The sequence below is a fragment of the Thiohalobacter sp. COW1 genome (assembly GCF_016629505.1).
Classification (GTDB): Bacteria; Pseudomonadota; Gammaproteobacteria; order Thiohalobacterales; family Thiohalobacteraceae; genus Thiohalobacter; species Thiohalobacter thiocyanaticus_A.
On record NZ_AP024239.1, the window covers coordinates 1,487,577 to 1,502,434 of the forward strand.

A 14,858-nucleotide genomic window follows, 5' to 3' on the forward strand; every position below is an offset into this window, starting at 1 on the left:
GTTAACAATGATGTCCGACCTCAGTCCTCGCGGACCGCGATCCCCGCTCAATGATCCGCGATGGGCAATGCCGCCTGGATCTCGCTGATGTAGATCCAGCCCGCCTCGGGTTGACCCGTCCTGGCGTTGTCCTGAATGAGGCGCACAGCCTCTGCGGCACGGCTCTCGTCCTCGCAGACCAGCTCCAACTTCACCTCGATGATGGACTCCTGGCCAAGCTCGATGGAATAGCCACGCTCCCGTTCGTCGAGCGCCGCCAGCATGCCCTTGACGTCCACCACCGAAAGGTTGCTGAAACCCGCGCTCTTCAGGGCACGGATCACGTCGGCGGCGCGATTGCGGTGGATGAAGGCCTTGATCTCTTTCATTGCGTTTTCTCCTTTCGGGTTTCCATCCAGTCATAGATGACCGGCAGTAGTACCAGTGTGAGCAGGGTCGAGGTGATGAGACCGCCGACCACCACCGAGGCGAGCGGCCGCTGGGTCTCGGCGCCGACGCCGGTAGAGAGCAGCATCGGGATGAGACCGAGGATGGCCACCGACGCAGTCATCAGCACCGGCCGCAGCCGGAGTTCACAGCCACGACGCACCGCCTCGGCGACGCTCAGACCTTTCTCGCGCAGTTCGTTGATGAAGCTCACCAGCACGATGCCGTTCAGCATCGCCACGCCGAACACGGCGATGAAGCCAATGGCCGAGGGCACCGACAGGTACTGGTTGCTGATCCACAGCGCCACCAGTCCACCGATGGTCGCGAACGGTACGTTGGCAATGATCAGGGTGGCAAACTTCACTGAGTTGAAGGCCGTGTACAGCAACACGAAGATGAAGAAGATGGTCAATGGCACGATAATCGACAGCCGTGTCAATGCGCGCTGCTGATTTTCGAAGGCGCCACCCCACTCGATCCAGTAGCCCGGCGGTAGTTTCACCTGCTGTTCGATGGCCGCGTTGGCGTCTTTCACGAAGCCGTCCACGTCGCGGCCACGCACATCCATCTGGATCACCGCGTAGCGTTGCAACTGCTCGCGGCGCACGAAGGAGTAGCCCTCCGCTGTAGTCACCTCGGCCACCTTACCGAGCGGCACAATGGCGCCGTTGGCAGTGCGCAGCGGGATGTCGCGGATGGCCTCGACGGATGCCTTAGAGGCATCCTGGATGCGCGCGGTGATGTCGAAGCGCTTCACGCCGTCGATCAGGGTCGACACGGGCTGGTTACCGATGCCTGTTCTTACGACGGTCAGGACGTCGTCGGCATTGAGTCCGTAACGGGCCAATGCTTCGCGGTCCACCTGGATGCGGATCTGCGGCTTGCCGAGGTTGGCCTCCAGCGACAGGTCGGCCACGCCCGGCACATTGGCCAGCGCGTTCTTGATCTGCCCGCTCAGCCGATCGAGTTCGCCCAGGTCCTCGCCATAGAGCTTGGCGGCCAGCGTGGCGCGCACGCCGGAGATCAGTTCTTCCACGCGCATCTGGATCGGTTGGGTGAAGGCAACCACGGCCGTCGGCACTGTCACCTCCAGCTTTTCACGCATGGCTTCGGCCAGTTCCTCGACAGAGCGTTCGCGCTCTTCCTTGGGCTTGAGGCCGGTGTAGATCTCCATGTAGTTCACGTCCGCGGTCTCGCCCTTCTCGGCGCGGCCGATCATGGCGATGGTGGTTTCGACTTCCGGAAACTCACTCAGCGCTCGTTCGATCTTCTTCGATATCTCGATGGACTCTTCCAGCGAAGTGGACGGGATGGAGGTCACCCGCCACATGATGGAACCCTCCTGGAGCTGCGGCATGAACTCCTTGCCCAACAGTGGAAACAGCGCCAGGCTGGCGACCAGCAGCACGATAGCGCTGACGACGACCGTTTTCTTGTTGGTCAGTGACCAGGCGAGCAGCGGCAGGTAACCACGCTTGATCCAGCGTACCAGCAGCGTGTCGCGCTCTTCCTTGGGCTTGAGGATAATCGCTGCCAGCACCGGGATCAGCGTCAGCGTCAGCAGCAGCGAGCCGGCCATGGCAAAGCTGATGTTGAAGGCCATGGGCTTGAACAGCTTGCCTTCGAGCCCCTGCAGACTGAACAGCGGCAGGAACACCACGATGATGATGAGGATGGCAAAGGCGATGGGGTTGGCCACCTCTCGAGCTGCGGCCAGCACTGCCGCGGTGCGGTTGACCTTTTCGCCCTTCTCGCGCCACTCTGCCATGATGCGGAAGGCGTTCTCGGTCATCACCACCGCGCCGTCCACCATCATGCCGATACCGATGGCCAGGCCTGCCAGCGACATCAGGTTGGCCGACAGGCCGGCCTCGCCCATGAAGATAAAGGCGATGAGCATAGCCATGGGCAGGGCGGCGATCACCACCAGCGCCGAGCGAAGCTCGCCAAGAAACAGGAACAGCACGATGGCCACCAGGATCGAACCCTCGATCAGCGCACGTTCAGCCGTCGCGACCGCCTTTTCCACCAGCTCGGTGCGTTCGTAGACAGGCTTGATCGCGACACCGTCGGGCAGGGCTGAGGCGGCAATGTTGACCTTCTCTTTCACGGCGTCGACCACGTCCGCGGCATTGGTGCCGATGCGCGATAGCGCCATGCCCAACACCACTTCCTTGCCGTCGCGGGTCACGGCACCGAAGCGCAATGACGGCGCCTGTTCGATTGTCGCCACGTCACGCAGGTACACCGGCGTGCCGTCCACGGCCTTGAGCATGATGTTGCCGATGTCGCGCTCGTTGGCCACCAGCCCCAGGCCGCGCACCAGATATTGCTCGGGGCCAAGGTTGACGTACTGGCCGCCGACCTGGCGATTGTTGGCCTCGATGACGGTCATCACGTCGGTGTAGCTGAGGCCGTACTTGATCAGCCGCAGCGGGTCGATCACCACCTGGAACTGGCGTTCCTGGCCGCCCCAGGACATGACATCATCGACCCCGGGGGCGGTGCGCAGGATCAACCGTACCGTCCAGTCCTGGATCGTACGCAGGTCCATGTCGGTCAAACCGCTGTTGAGCTTTTCGTCGGCACGCTCCACGGTGTACCAAAACACCTGGCCGAGGCCCGAGGAGTTCGGGCCCATCTCCGGCGTGCCATAGCCCGCGGGGATACGGTCACCAACTTCCTGCAGCCGTTCCATCACCAGCCGGCGCGCGAAGTAAATATCCATGTCGTCCTCGAAATAGATCGAGACATAGGACAGGCCGAACAGGCTCACCGAACGAATCTCGGTCACGCCGGGCAGGCCCGCCATACCGGATTCCACCGGGAAGGTGAGCAGTTGCTCCACGTCCTCCGCGGCGAGGCCCGGCGATTCCGTATAGATATTGACCTGCACCGGTGTAACATCCGGAAAGGCATCAATGGGTATCGTCGACACCGCCCGCCAACCGAGAAAACCGATCACCAGGAAAATGATGATCACCAGAAACTTGTAGCGTAAGGACGCCTCCACGAGTTTGTTCAACATGACGGCTTCCCTTTAATGTCCGTGGCCTTCGCCCATCTGTGACTTGAGCGTGAGCGATTTGAGCAGGAAGGCGCCCTGGGTGACGATCTCGTCGCCGCTGGCAAGCCCGGCCTTGATCTCGGTGAATCCGCCGCGGGTCATGCCGGTCTCCACCGGCTGCGGATGCAACTCGTCTCCCTCCAGCTTGAACACCGTGGGTGCGCCCTGCATCAGCAGCACGGATTCCTGTGGAACGGCCACACGCGCCTCGCTCTCGGCGGTCTCAATCATCACGTCCACGTAGTCGCCCGGCGACAGCTGACCGGCCTCGTTGTTTACCTCGATACGTACCGCCTTTGTGCGGGTACCCTCGTCCACGCGTTGATGCAGTTGCACCACCTTACCGTCCAGCCAGCGTTCACCATGCATACTCACCCGCGCACGCGTGCCAACAATCATCTTCTCGGCTTGCTCCGGGCGCAGTTGCGCATCCACCCAGAGCTGCGAGAGATCACTCACCTCGAACAACACTCGACCCGGTTCGGCCACCTCGCCGGCGACGAAGTCGTCACGGATCACAGTCCCTGCCTGCGGACTCAGCAGATCGAAAGCACCGGTGGCGCGCGAGGCATCGCCATCGGCCAGCAGGCGCTCGACGAGCGCATCGGACATGCCATAGGCGCGTACCGTCGCATAGGCACGCTGACGCGCCACTTGCGCCGCCACATAACGCTGCTCGGACACCACCTCGCGACCCAACTTGCGGACACGCTGCCATTCCCGGTCGGCTTCGATCAATGCGCCCTGTGCCTCGGCCATCGCGACACTGGAGAGGGTCACCAGCGGTTGATCCTTCGCGACCTGTTCACCCAGGCGCGCATGACGCATCACCACTTGGGCGCTGATACGCGGTGTCACCTGGGCCGAGGCATAGGCGTTCATGCGCACCTCGCCGGGGGCGGTGATGGTCCCGGTAAGAGCGCGTGGTTCGACCCGTGTGGTACGGATACCCTGCGCCTCCCGCTCGGCCGCCGTCATCTTCAAGGCACCCTCTTCCTCGTGGCCGCCTGCCTCCTCGTGGCCCTGCTCGGCCAGTGCGACAGAAACCGGCAAACCCGGACCCGCAAGCATCAGGCACAACAACAGTGCCTGTGTGAACGTTGTCTTCATGTTTTGTATCTCCAGAATTCGTGTGTAAAAGCTCGAAGTTCAATGCGCATCGGCGCCGCCAAACCAGGCATCCATTTGTCCACTGGCCACCAGCCAGTCGGCCCAGGCCGTCCACAGGCGGCCCTGGACCTCCCGGGCATTGAGCCGGGTATCGAGGGTCTGATTGAGCTGCACCAGGTAATCGGCCGTGCTCATCTCGCCAGCCCGCCAGATACGCTCTAGCAGCGTCACCTGGCTACCGAGGCTGGCCTGACCACTGGCTTGCCAGGCCAGCCAGGCGCCGCGGCTCAACCGATAGCGCTCGGCGGCGGACAACAGCTGCGCCCGCGCCCGGCGATAAGCGTCCTGTAGGGACTGCTCGGCCTGCGTCTGCTCAGCACCGGCGGCTGCCACCTCGGCGCTGAAGTTATTGCGGACATACAGGGGAATGCTCAAGGTGAGACCGGTGACGCCATAGGCGTCGTCGTTGCCGTTGCGGAAGGCACGCTCCTGGCCGGCACGCACGCCAATCGTCGGATCGGGCCGGCGCTCGCGGCTGCGTAAGGTAACGGTGGACCGGGCGGCGCCGACCCGCGCCTGTTGGGCGCGCAATGCAGGCAGATCCTTAAGCAGTGTGTCCGCATCGACCGTTTGCAACAGGGGCAGATCATCCGGTAACAACGGCCAGTCCCGGCGCGGGTTGCCGGTGATGGCGACGAGGGCCTGCTCCGCCTCGGCCAGATCCGAGGCTGCCTGGGACAGTTGGAGCGTAGCCTGGGTGTGCGCGAGTCGGGCCAGGTCCAGCTCGACCTGACTGATGTCGCCGGCCTGACGACGCTGTTCCGCCAGATTCAGAAAACGTTGCATCAGTTCCTGGCGTTGCTGTGCGAGGCGCTGAATATCTGCGGCGGTATGATAGCGCCCCAGCGCAGCGAGCAACTCGCCGGCCAGCTGTTGGCGCAAGGCCGCATACTCCGCCCGCGCTTTATCGAGCTCGGCATCCGCCACTGCGGTGCGCGCACCGCGTTTGTCGGCCCAGTCGATGGCTTGGCTCAGGCCCAGGGTACCGGTACGGGTCTCTGCCTGCTCGGCATCAAGCGCCAGTTCCGGATTGTAGAGCGGCCGGTCCGCTCCACGGGCGCGGGCCCCAGCGGCATCCACCGCGGCGCGCGCAGCCTGCACGCCGGGGTTCTGCTCCAGCGTCTCGCTGAGCAACTGCCGCAGCGCCGGCGAGGTCCGCAGGGTTGTAGGTTCGTCTTGCGCTGCAGCCGTGCCAATAGCAGCAAATGACAAGAGTATGCTCAGCAGCCGGACCAGCACCGGCCACTGCATTCGCAGTGTATACATGAATTCCAAGTCTCCATTCGACAGATCAAAGTCACGCGCTCGCATGCGCGCGAGGCGTCAAAGCAACGGATCGAAAGAGGCTTAGATATTGGGGGGTGGGAGAGGAGGCTCTATGTCGCGGGAATACCAAGTGGTCACCCGGAGCGCGGACGCACAGGATACATCAGCCGCGAAGTCGAGGGAGGTCTGATGGGGAACGCCAACGTAGTGCGCGCTGCCATGACAACAGTGATCGCAAACACCGTTCTTCACGCCGTCGTGGCCGGTACCACCGTCATCGGACGGGCCGCCCAATGCACTGACGGAAGCCTGCACTTTGGATGAATCATTCGAAATGCCAAGCTCATCCATGTCCGCGGCCCAGGCGAGGTTCGCGAACAGGATGAAAAAGATAAGTGCTTTGGCAATTTTTCGATGCATGTTTAAGAGTTTACTCAATTTCTTTGTTGTCAGGCAAGCGATTATGGTGGCCCAGGCCAAATAGCACCCGATTTAGAGACCAACTGTGGCGGAAGAAGTTCCAAAGCCATCAACCGCCTAGTCTACTTTAACGCCCGTTCAGATCCTCGAGCCGTTGCAGGAACTCCTCACGATCGATCTCGCCGTGCGCAAAACGTTCGCGCAGAATAACGGCAAGCGTTCTGTACGATGGTGAGGACAAGTTCGGCTGAACGCCCGAACGGCGCATGGCCGCCGATAACCTCGCCTATAGCGCTACCGACTCGCAACACTGGCGGCGTTTCAGCCACAACACCGCGATCAATATCACCCCGATGAGGGGTAGTACACCGAGATTGACCAGGCGCCAGCCGAATTCGTGCTGCAATATGCCGGCTGTGAGGGTGGCGCCCACGACCGTGGTGTAGATAAGGAAATCGTTCAACGCCTGGACCTTGGCCTTTTCCTGTTCGTCGTGAGCCTCGGTCAGCAATGTAGTGCCACCGATATAGAGAAAATTCCAGCCGATGCCGAGCAGCAACAGCGCCACCCAGAAGTGTGTTTCGCTGGCGCCGGTGAGATTGATGGCGATGGCCATCGCATACAACAGCGCACCGGAGAGCAGGACATTGATCACGCCCAGGCGGCGGATCAGGTGGCCGGTAAAGAACGAGGGCGCGAACATGCCGAGCGCATGCCACTCGATGACGAAGGCGATGCTGGAAAAACTGTGTCCATGGGCGCGCATCGCCAGCGGCGTTGCGGTCATGATCAGCGACATGATGCCATAGCCGACCATGGCCGCAGCGACCGCCACAATGAAGGACTCTTGCGCAATGATCACCCGCAGTGGGCGTCCGGAATGCGCCTGCGCTCCGGCGTCCATACGGGGGATGCGGATAAAGGCCAGCGCCAGCAGCGACAGGGTGTACAGGCCAATGAGTATGAAATAACTCCCGGCGAACGGCGCACTACCCAGCAGATCACGCGTCCAGCTGGCCAGATCGGTGCCGATCAGGGCGGCGACCACACCACCCGCCATGACATAGGAAATCGCAGTGGCGCGGTAATCCGGCGTGGCACTGTCTGCCGCGGCAAAACGATAATAAGTGCCGAAGCCGTTGTTGGCGCCGAACAGGGCGGTCGCCAGAGCGAACAGAACAAAGTTACCCTGCAGGATGGCGTAGGTGGCCAACGCCCCACCCACCAGCCCGGCGCCACTGCCCAGGAGAAAACCGGCTCGGCGCCCGATGGTTTTCATCAGCAGGGATGCCGGGATGGTGGTGAACATGGTGGCCAGGAACTGGATCATCAGCGGCAGGGTGGCGAGGGACTCGGACAGTCCCTGGGCTGCAGCCAGGCGCTGACCCACCAGCGCGGAGGTGGTGATCAGCAGTACATTCGCCGTCATCATCAGCGCCTGGCACGCCGCCAGCAGTCCGACATTGCGCTTCATGTCGAGCATCGCGCAAGCCCCCGCGAAAGTGACAGCAGGGGAAGCGGCCATCTGCCTTCGAAATGCTGACTATCGTGCTTTTCCAATGAACCAAAACCCTTCTGTGATCATTCGTAGAGCCCTCGTCACCCGAACTGGCGGCGCAGTCGCGTTACACTAAGCGCAAAAATGGCGCCTCCAAGCAATGCGAGGGACAGGATTGAATCCCAGAGCAGGTCCACACCCGCACCCTTGAGCAGAACCCCGTAGGCGGTGTCGATGTAGTGACGCAGTGGTGAAAGCTGTGTCCCCAGGGCCAGCCAGTCCGGCATTGCCTCGGGCGGTGTCCACAGGCCGGACAGCAGAATTATAGGCGCCACGATGAGCAGGCTGAGCAGACCGATCTGCGCCATATTGCGCGCCAGCGTGGCGGCCAGGAGGCCAAGCCCGGCGTTGGCAATCACATAGAGTGCGGTGACGCCATAGAACAGCGGCAGACTGCCTTTTACCGGCACCTCGAACACGGGCAGAATAATGGTAAACAAACTCAGGCTTACACCCACCAGAATGACCATCGTCATAGCCAGCAGCTTGGGCAGCATGATCTGCAAGGGTGACAGGGGCGCCACCAGGAGTTGCTCTATGGTGCCGCGTTCCTTCTCACGCACCAGGGCCGCCGCCGGTAACAGGATGGACAGGATGGTGATGCCCTCCAGCAGTTCCGAGATCGGCATAAACCAGGTGTCTTTCTGGTTCGGGTTGAACCAGACGCGCTGCTCTTCGATAATCAATGGCAAGGTATCGGTGTTTGTAGCGGCCAGGCCTTCCCGTGCCAGCGCCTGCTCAAGGCCGAAAGCGCTAATGATGCGCGTAGCGTAATTAGCCGCCAGCAGGCCCGGCACAGAATGGGTGCCGTCCACCTGCAACTGCACGGAGGTGGGCTCACCGCGGATCAGCGATTCTTCGAAATTCAGTGGGATATCCAGCAACAGCATGGTTTTCCCCCGGTCGAGCGCCTGCAGTCCCTGCTGGAGATGGGCAATCTCGCCCTCGTGCCGGAAGTACGGTGGACGAAAGCGGGACACTAATTCGCGCGAAGCGGCGCTACGGTCGTTATCCTGCGTCCACAGGTTCGCGCTGGTCAGCTGCATGCTCACACTTGATCCCTGCATATAGATGTTCGCCGTGAACAGCCACAGCATAAACAGCAACAGCACCGGGTCGCGGATGAATTGCAACAACTCCTTCGCGGTTAACACCCGAAGTCTTCGCAGCCACAGAACTATCGGTTGCTGGCCGCTCATTTTCAACTCCTGGGCCGCTTGCGAAAGAGCACATAGCCGATAGTGAACAGCACCAGCGTGTAACCGGCCAGTACCAGCAATTCCAGCCAGAGTGACTCCAGGCCGACCCCTTTAAGGAAACTGCCAACGACGATATTGGTGTAGTACATGGCCGGCAACAGGTGGGCCATGACCTGCCCATCGGCAGACAGCGACGCAATGGGCATGAAGAAACCGGAGTAGTCGAGCGCCGGCACCAGTGTAAGAATCACCGTGACCAGTGTTGCGGCAATCTGCGTGCGCACCAGCAATGAAACCAGCAAGCCGATAGCCGTGGTGCAGGCGACGAATAGCACCGATGCCGCGTAGAAAAACACCGGACTGCCCTTGAAGGGTGCACCGAACACTAGAGTGGCGATCATTGAAAGAACGATGACATTAACCGCAGAGATGGCGACATAGGGCGCCAGCTTGCCGACGAGAAACTCACCGCGACTGACGGTCGAGGCATAAATGTTATAGATAGAGCCGCTTTCCTTCTCACGCACCACACCGACCGCGGTGAGTAACGGCGGCACAAACATCAGGATCAGCATGACGAGCTTGGCGGCGAGTGAATGCAGACTGCTCAGGCTCTGGTTGTAGAGGTAGCGTACTTCGAGCTGCACCGGTTCGAGCCGGGCGCGGGCCACCTCGGGCGGCAGGCCACGTCGTTGCGCCAGGTAGTCGGCCAGGCGCTCACGGCTGGCGGCGGCATTGATGGCGCTCACATAACCCTTGGTGGTGGCGGCGCGTGAGGGCAGCGTGCCGTCGATCAGCGTCTGTACCCGTGCGGCGCGCCCGGCGAGGAGATTTTCTTCGAAACGCGGCGGAATCACGATGGCCACCCGAATGCGATTATCGCGCAACAGCGGATCAAGCGCGCGTTCATCCGCTGCGTAGCCCTGGAAATCGAAGTAACGGGAACCGATGAAGCGATACGCGTAGTCGCGGGACGCCGCCGTGCGATCATGATCGACCACGGCGAAGGGAACGTTTTCCACATCCAGCGACAGCCCGTAGCCGAACAGCAGCATGAACATGGCCGGCAATACGAAGGCGAGTGTAAAAAACAGGCGATCGCGCAGCACTTCCCGCCATTCCTTGTGGGCCACCGCCCGCACACGTCGCAGGTTCACGCTGGCGCACCCTGCGCGGCGCGTTCAAGCGCGGTCACCTGGTACACGAAGACGTCTTCCATCGAAAGGGAGCGGGTGCGTATCGATGCGGCAGGCAGGACGAGTCCCGCCGCTTCGAGCAGTGTACGGATGCGCTCACTGTCGCCCTCGGGGTCACGCGACAACAGACGCACGCGATCGCCGTGCAGATAGGCACCGCTGTACCCCGCTCCACGCAGCAACGCGAGGGCGCGCGCCGCATCGGCGACCGTGAGCTCCAGCAACCGGCCGGCCTCTTTCTCGACCTCGTGCTTGAGTGTTGCGGGCGGTGCATCGGCCACGATACGGCCGGCGTACATCAGTGCCAGGCGGTCGCAATGCTCGGCCTCGCTCATGTAATGGGTGGTGACCAGAATGGCGACATTTTCCTCACGCGCCAGCCGGAACAGGATGTCCCAGAAGCGGCGCCGCCCGACCGGGTCCACGCCCGAGGTCGGCTCGTCAAGAAACAGTACCTGCGGCCGATGTACCAGCGCACAGCCCAGGGCCAGCCGCTGACGCATCCCCATCGACAGGTCGGCGGGCCGCTCGGTTTCGTGCCCGCCGAGCCCTGCCATTTCGATAACCCAGCGCGCGCGGTGCCGGGTTTCGGTGGCGCCAAGCCCGTAAATGCCGCCATAGAGCCGGATGTTCTCCATGACACTCAGATCGAGATACAGCGAGAACGCCTGCGACATGTAGCCGATGCACGCCTTGATGGCTGCACCGCCGGTGCGCACATCGCCACCCGCCACCTGTCCTGAACCTGCGCTCGGCACAAGAATACCCGTGAGCATCTTGATCACAGTGGTCTTACCCGCGCCATTGGCGCCCAGTAAGCCGAAAATTTCGCCCGGCGACACGCGAAAGCTCACATTATCCACAGCACGGAAGGCACCAAAGTCCCTGGTCAGCGCACGTGCCTCGATGGCTGTCTCGCTGCCCTGCTGTGGTGTCGGTGCAGCCTGCTGCGAACTCGCCGGTGTCGGCGCTTCGGAAACGGCCGATACCAGACCCCGGCGACGCAGCAGCGCGATAAAGCCGTCTTCCAGTTCCGGGGCATCCACTTCAAGCACGCTGTATTTGAGATCGGAAAGTGCTGCCTGTACCAGGCTTTTCGCTCGCCCTGCCTCTGCCTCATCGACAAAAATACTGAAATAGGCTCCCTTCATTTCGACCTGCGGAAACGTCGAGCGCAGACGCGCCAGCGCAGCCAGCGGCTGTTCGGCTTCTACCAGCACCTGGGACCCCGGGGCGAGTGCGCGAATGCTCTCGGGCGTACCGGTCGCCAGCACATTACCGCCATGCAGCATGGCCATGCGATGAAAACGACTGGCCTCATCCATATAGACCGTGGACACCAGTGCCGTGATGCCTTTTTCTGCGACCAGTTCACTCAGAATCATCCAGAAGTCGCGCCGCGATACCGGGTCCACGCCGGTGGTGGGTTCATCCAGAACAATGAGTGCGGGCTCGTGAATCAGGGTGCATACCAGTCCCAGCTTTTGCTTCATGCCGCCCGAGAGCTGTTTCATTGGTCGGTCCCGGAATTTGTCGAGTCGCGTCATCGCAAGCAGCTTCGCCTTGCGTTCAGCCAGCTCCTGGTCAGCCACCAGGCGCAGACGGGCGAAGAAATCCACGTTTTCTTCAACCGACAATTCGGGATAGAGGTTGAGTCCGAGACCCTGGGGCATGAAACCGAGGCGATGCTTGATGCGTTCGGCCGCCGCCTCGGAATCGAGGCGCACACCAAATACCTCCAGGTCGCCGGCGTCGAAGGCAAGCACGCCGGCAATCGTTTTCATGAGGCTGCTCTTGCCGGCGCCGTCCGGGCCGATCAGGCCGAAGATCTCGCCTCTTTGCACCATGAGATCCACGCCGCCAACCGCAAGGCGCTTGCGGTAAGACTTGCGCAGGCCGCGCACGCGCACGACCTCGCTTACCAGCGCGGTTTCGCCCACGGCGCGTCCTCCTGCCAGCGGATCACGGCATCGGCCGGTAGCCCCGGCGTCAGCCGCTGCTCGGGATTGTCGTCGAGGTAGAGCTTCACGGCATACACCAGCTTCACACGCTCGTCCGGGGTCTGCACCTCTTTCGGCGTGAACTCGGCGCGTGAAGCGATATATCGCACTGTGGCGGGGAACGGCCGCTCGGGGAAGGCGTCAGTGTACACCTGTGCGGGCAATCCCAGGCGCAGCTTGCCGATCTCGGCCTCGGGCACATAAACCTTGAGGTACGGGCGATCGAGATTCACGATGACAAGCAGGGGGGCGCCGCCCGCCACCACTTCGCCGGCATCGATCAGCCGCCGTGTGATGGTCCCCGAGGCGGGTGCGGTGAGCGTCAGGTCGTTCAGGCGGCTGGTTGCCTCGGCAAGTTGTGCTTCGGCGACCTGGGCGGCGAGCTCAGCTTCTTCGGATTCGTGCACGGACGCGGTTCCCTCCTTGCGCAGGCGATGCAACCGCTCGGCGTCGCGCCGCGCCTGTGCCGCCCGTGCCTGTGCCGCCGCCACCCGGGCGCGCACCTGAGCATCGTCGAGCACCACCAGGGTCGCATCGGCCGTCACCGCATCGCCCTCGCGCGCCAGCAGCCGGGCGATCCGGCCGGGCTGCTTGGCGGCGACGATCACCTGGTCCCCTTCCAGTCGGCCGTTCGCCTGGATCAATCCCGGTGGAAAGGGCGGTTGCTCGATCCAGCGTTCATAAACGTAATAAGCCGCTGCCGCCGCCAGAATAAGTACGACCGCGATAACGGCGCGGCGCGTACCTCGCTCAATGGCTGCCATTGTTATCTCCCGTATGTTGCAGTATCACAGTTCCCCCAGCGCATGGCGCAGGCGCAGACCGGCAAATATCGCATCGTAGTTTGCATTGTCATGATTGTTGTAACTGAGCGTGCGCTGTGTCTCCGCATCCAGCACCTCGGTGTTGGTGCCGAGACCTTCGCGGTAGCGCGAACGCGCCACCCGCAGGCCTTCTTCCGCCTGGGCCAGGGCCTCGCGCGCCACCGCAATACGCTGCCGGGTCTCGCGCTCGTCGAGCCAGGCCCGGCGTACCTGTAACTGGATGCGCGAGCGCAGTTCGTCACGCTCCGCAGCCACTGCGGCGGCTTGCTGCGCGGTGGCCGCAGCCTGGTGACGGGCTATGCCGCCGTCAAAAAGATCCCAGTTCAAACCGACCATGGCAAAGTTCTGACGCTGATGTACCTGGTAACGGTTCTCCTGGTAACGCTGACCGACGCTGAGTTGCACCTGGGGCGCTGCGCCGGCGCGCTGCGCCGACGCGCGATGCTTGATGGCATTGATTTGTGCATCCAGCGCCCGTAGCTCCAGCCGCTGGGCCAGTGCGCGTGCGGTAAGCGCCTCGATACTGTCGGTATAACGGTGCGGCTCGAACTCCTCGAGCGTCACGGCTGCGGTGAGATCACGCCCGAGCAGCCGGTTGTAGGCTGCCCGGGCGAGATCCAGGGCATTGCGCGCCTGGCTTTCCCGCTGGCGTGCGTCGGCGTGCGCCACCTGTGCGGCCAGCAACTGGTTGCGCGCGACAAACCCCTTGTCGAAACGGCGTTGCACGTCCGCGGCATGAGCGGCAAGGCTGGTGACGTTGCGTTCGGCCACTTCCAGGCTGCGGCGGGCGCGCAGGACGCCGATGTAGGCCCCGGCGACATCCAGTTTCAGATCAGAGGCCGTACGGCCTTCCTCGGCCTGGCGGGCTTCAATCCCCGCCTGCGCGGCCTCGATGCCGCCGTCGATACGGCCGCCCGTGTAGAGTGGGAGATGAACCGCCGCCTGGTAGGATAAGCTGTTGCGTTCAGCCAGTGGAAACTGGCTGGCCGGCACAAGCGGCAGATTCAGTTTTGCGGCCGGTTCGTTATCCAGCACGGTATAGCCGCTTTCCAGGCTAAGCCTGGGCAGGCGCGCGCCCCTGGCAGCGTCCAGCGAGGCCGCCGCCGATTGGCTCAGCCGTTGTGCCGCATCGAGCCTCGGGCTCGCGGCGAGCGCCGCGTCCCAGGCCTGCTCCAGGGTCTCGGCCGAGGCCGTGAAGCTGAAACAGGCGATGGCGAGCACGAGGGTGCATACCCGCCATATGTCGGCCGACGGTCCGGTGCGGCCGCGCTCGAGGAAATGACGGATGCGGCCAGGAACCACTGTCTACCCACCACCCCTGACAAAGCGATTGAATTCCGCGCGCGCAGCTTCCGGATCCGGATTGCAGTGGACCGACGGCAGGCATCCCGCGTCGAATCGAATCTCCGTATTTCCCTCCTGCTTCTCTCTGGTGATCCGGTAGTAGAGGCGCGAGTAGTTGCGAAAACGTTGTCTTTGCGTTTCGATCAGAGTCTCAGTGGCCGTCTTGATGGGCCACTCACTGTGCGAGCGCACCCACTGCTCGGCACGCTGCCATTTAACACGACAGTCTGCTTCGCCGGCGCAATTCACCCCTGCGCTTACCGGGGCGTCTGCTGCGAACACCATCGGGGCGGGAGCAAGCATGGTCAGACCGATGATTCCCGACATCGCGAAGGCTTTCATAGTCATTTCCTCCATATTAAGTGTTAACCGTCGTTTATTACGA

The 14,858-nt window shown here is 62.5% G+C and carries 13 protein-coding genes; all 13 read right to left on the bottom strand.

Translation table 11 applies throughout. From position 1 onward, the window contains the following. Positions 1-47: 47 nt before the first annotated feature. A complete protein-coding gene (locus COW1_RS06955) occupies positions 48-368 on the bottom strand; it encodes a P-II family nitrogen regulator (protein ID WP_201345843.1) in 321 nt (106 codons plus the stop codon). Further along, complete coding sequence (locus COW1_RS06960) at positions 365-3,457, bottom strand: efflux RND transporter permease subunit (RefSeq protein WP_201345844.1); 3,093 nt, start codon at positions 3,455-3,457, stop codon at positions 365-367. Before COW1_RS06960 ends, COW1_RS06955 begins: the two co-directional genes overlap by 4 nt. Before the next feature lie 12 nt (positions 3,458-3,469). Continuing rightward, a complete protein-coding gene (locus tag COW1_RS06965) occupies positions 3,470-4,606 on the bottom strand; it encodes an efflux RND transporter periplasmic adaptor subunit (RefSeq protein WP_201345845.1) in 1,137 nt (378 codons plus the stop codon). Between the two features lie 39 nt (positions 4,607-4,645). After that, positions 4,646-5,932 (bottom strand): TolC family protein, encoded by a 1,287-nt coding sequence (locus COW1_RS06970; RefSeq protein WP_201345846.1) that lies wholly within the window; start codon positions 5,930-5,932, stop codon positions 4,646-4,648. Positions 5,933-6,013: 81 nt separating this feature from the next. Continuing rightward, the gene (locus COW1_RS06975; protein ID WP_201345847.1) at positions 6,014-6,352 is read right to left on the bottom strand and encodes a hypothetical protein; all 339 of its coding nucleotides are present in this window, start codon (positions 6,350-6,352) and stop codon (positions 6,014-6,016) included. A gap of 127 nt (positions 6,353-6,479) precedes the next feature. Continuing rightward, on the bottom strand, positions 6,480-6,620 hold the full coding sequence (locus COW1_RS17235) for an SHOCT domain-containing protein (RefSeq protein ID WP_201345848.1): 141 nt from the start codon (positions 6,618-6,620) through the stop codon (positions 6,480-6,482). A gap of 18 nt (positions 6,621-6,638) precedes the next feature. Further along, entirely contained in the window at positions 6,639-7,877 is a 1,239-nt protein-coding gene (locus COW1_RS06985) for an MFS transporter (RefSeq protein WP_201345849.1), read from the bottom strand. Positions 7,878-7,951: 74 nt separating this feature from the next. After that, positions 7,952-9,109 (bottom strand): ABC transporter permease, encoded by a 1,158-nt coding sequence (locus COW1_RS06990; protein ID WP_201345850.1) that lies wholly within the window; start codon positions 9,107-9,109, stop codon positions 7,952-7,954. A 2-nt stretch (positions 9,110-9,111) separates the two neighbouring features. Next, positions 9,112-10,266: an ABC transporter permease gene (locus COW1_RS06995; RefSeq protein ID WP_201345851.1), complete on the bottom strand. Its 1,155-nt coding sequence runs from the start codon at positions 10,264-10,266 to the stop codon at positions 9,112-9,114. Further along, positions 10,263-12,245 carry an ATP-binding cassette domain-containing protein gene (locus COW1_RS07000; protein WP_201345852.1) on the bottom strand — a complete coding sequence of 661 codons (1,983 nt, stop codon included), beginning with the start codon at positions 12,243-12,245 and terminating at the stop codon, positions 10,263-10,265. Before COW1_RS07000 ends, COW1_RS06995 begins: the two co-directional genes overlap by 4 nt. Continuing rightward, on the bottom strand, positions 12,224-13,069 hold the full coding sequence (locus COW1_RS07005; RefSeq protein WP_201345853.1) for an HlyD family secretion protein: 846 nt from the start codon (positions 13,067-13,069) through the stop codon (positions 12,224-12,226). The genes COW1_RS07000 and COW1_RS07005 overlap by 22 nt, the downstream gene beginning before the upstream one ends. A 24-nt stretch (positions 13,070-13,093) precedes the next feature. Beyond that, positions 13,094-14,431, bottom strand: coding sequence for a TolC family protein (locus COW1_RS07010; RefSeq protein ID WP_201345854.1), 1,338 nt, complete (start codon positions 14,429-14,431; stop codon positions 13,094-13,096). Positions 14,432-14,434: 3 nt separating this feature from the next. Beyond that, positions 14,435-14,815, bottom strand: a complete 381-nt coding sequence (locus COW1_RS07015) for a hypothetical protein (protein ID WP_201345855.1) — start codon at positions 14,813-14,815, stop codon at positions 14,435-14,437. Between the last annotated feature and the right edge of the window lie 43 nt (positions 14,816-14,858).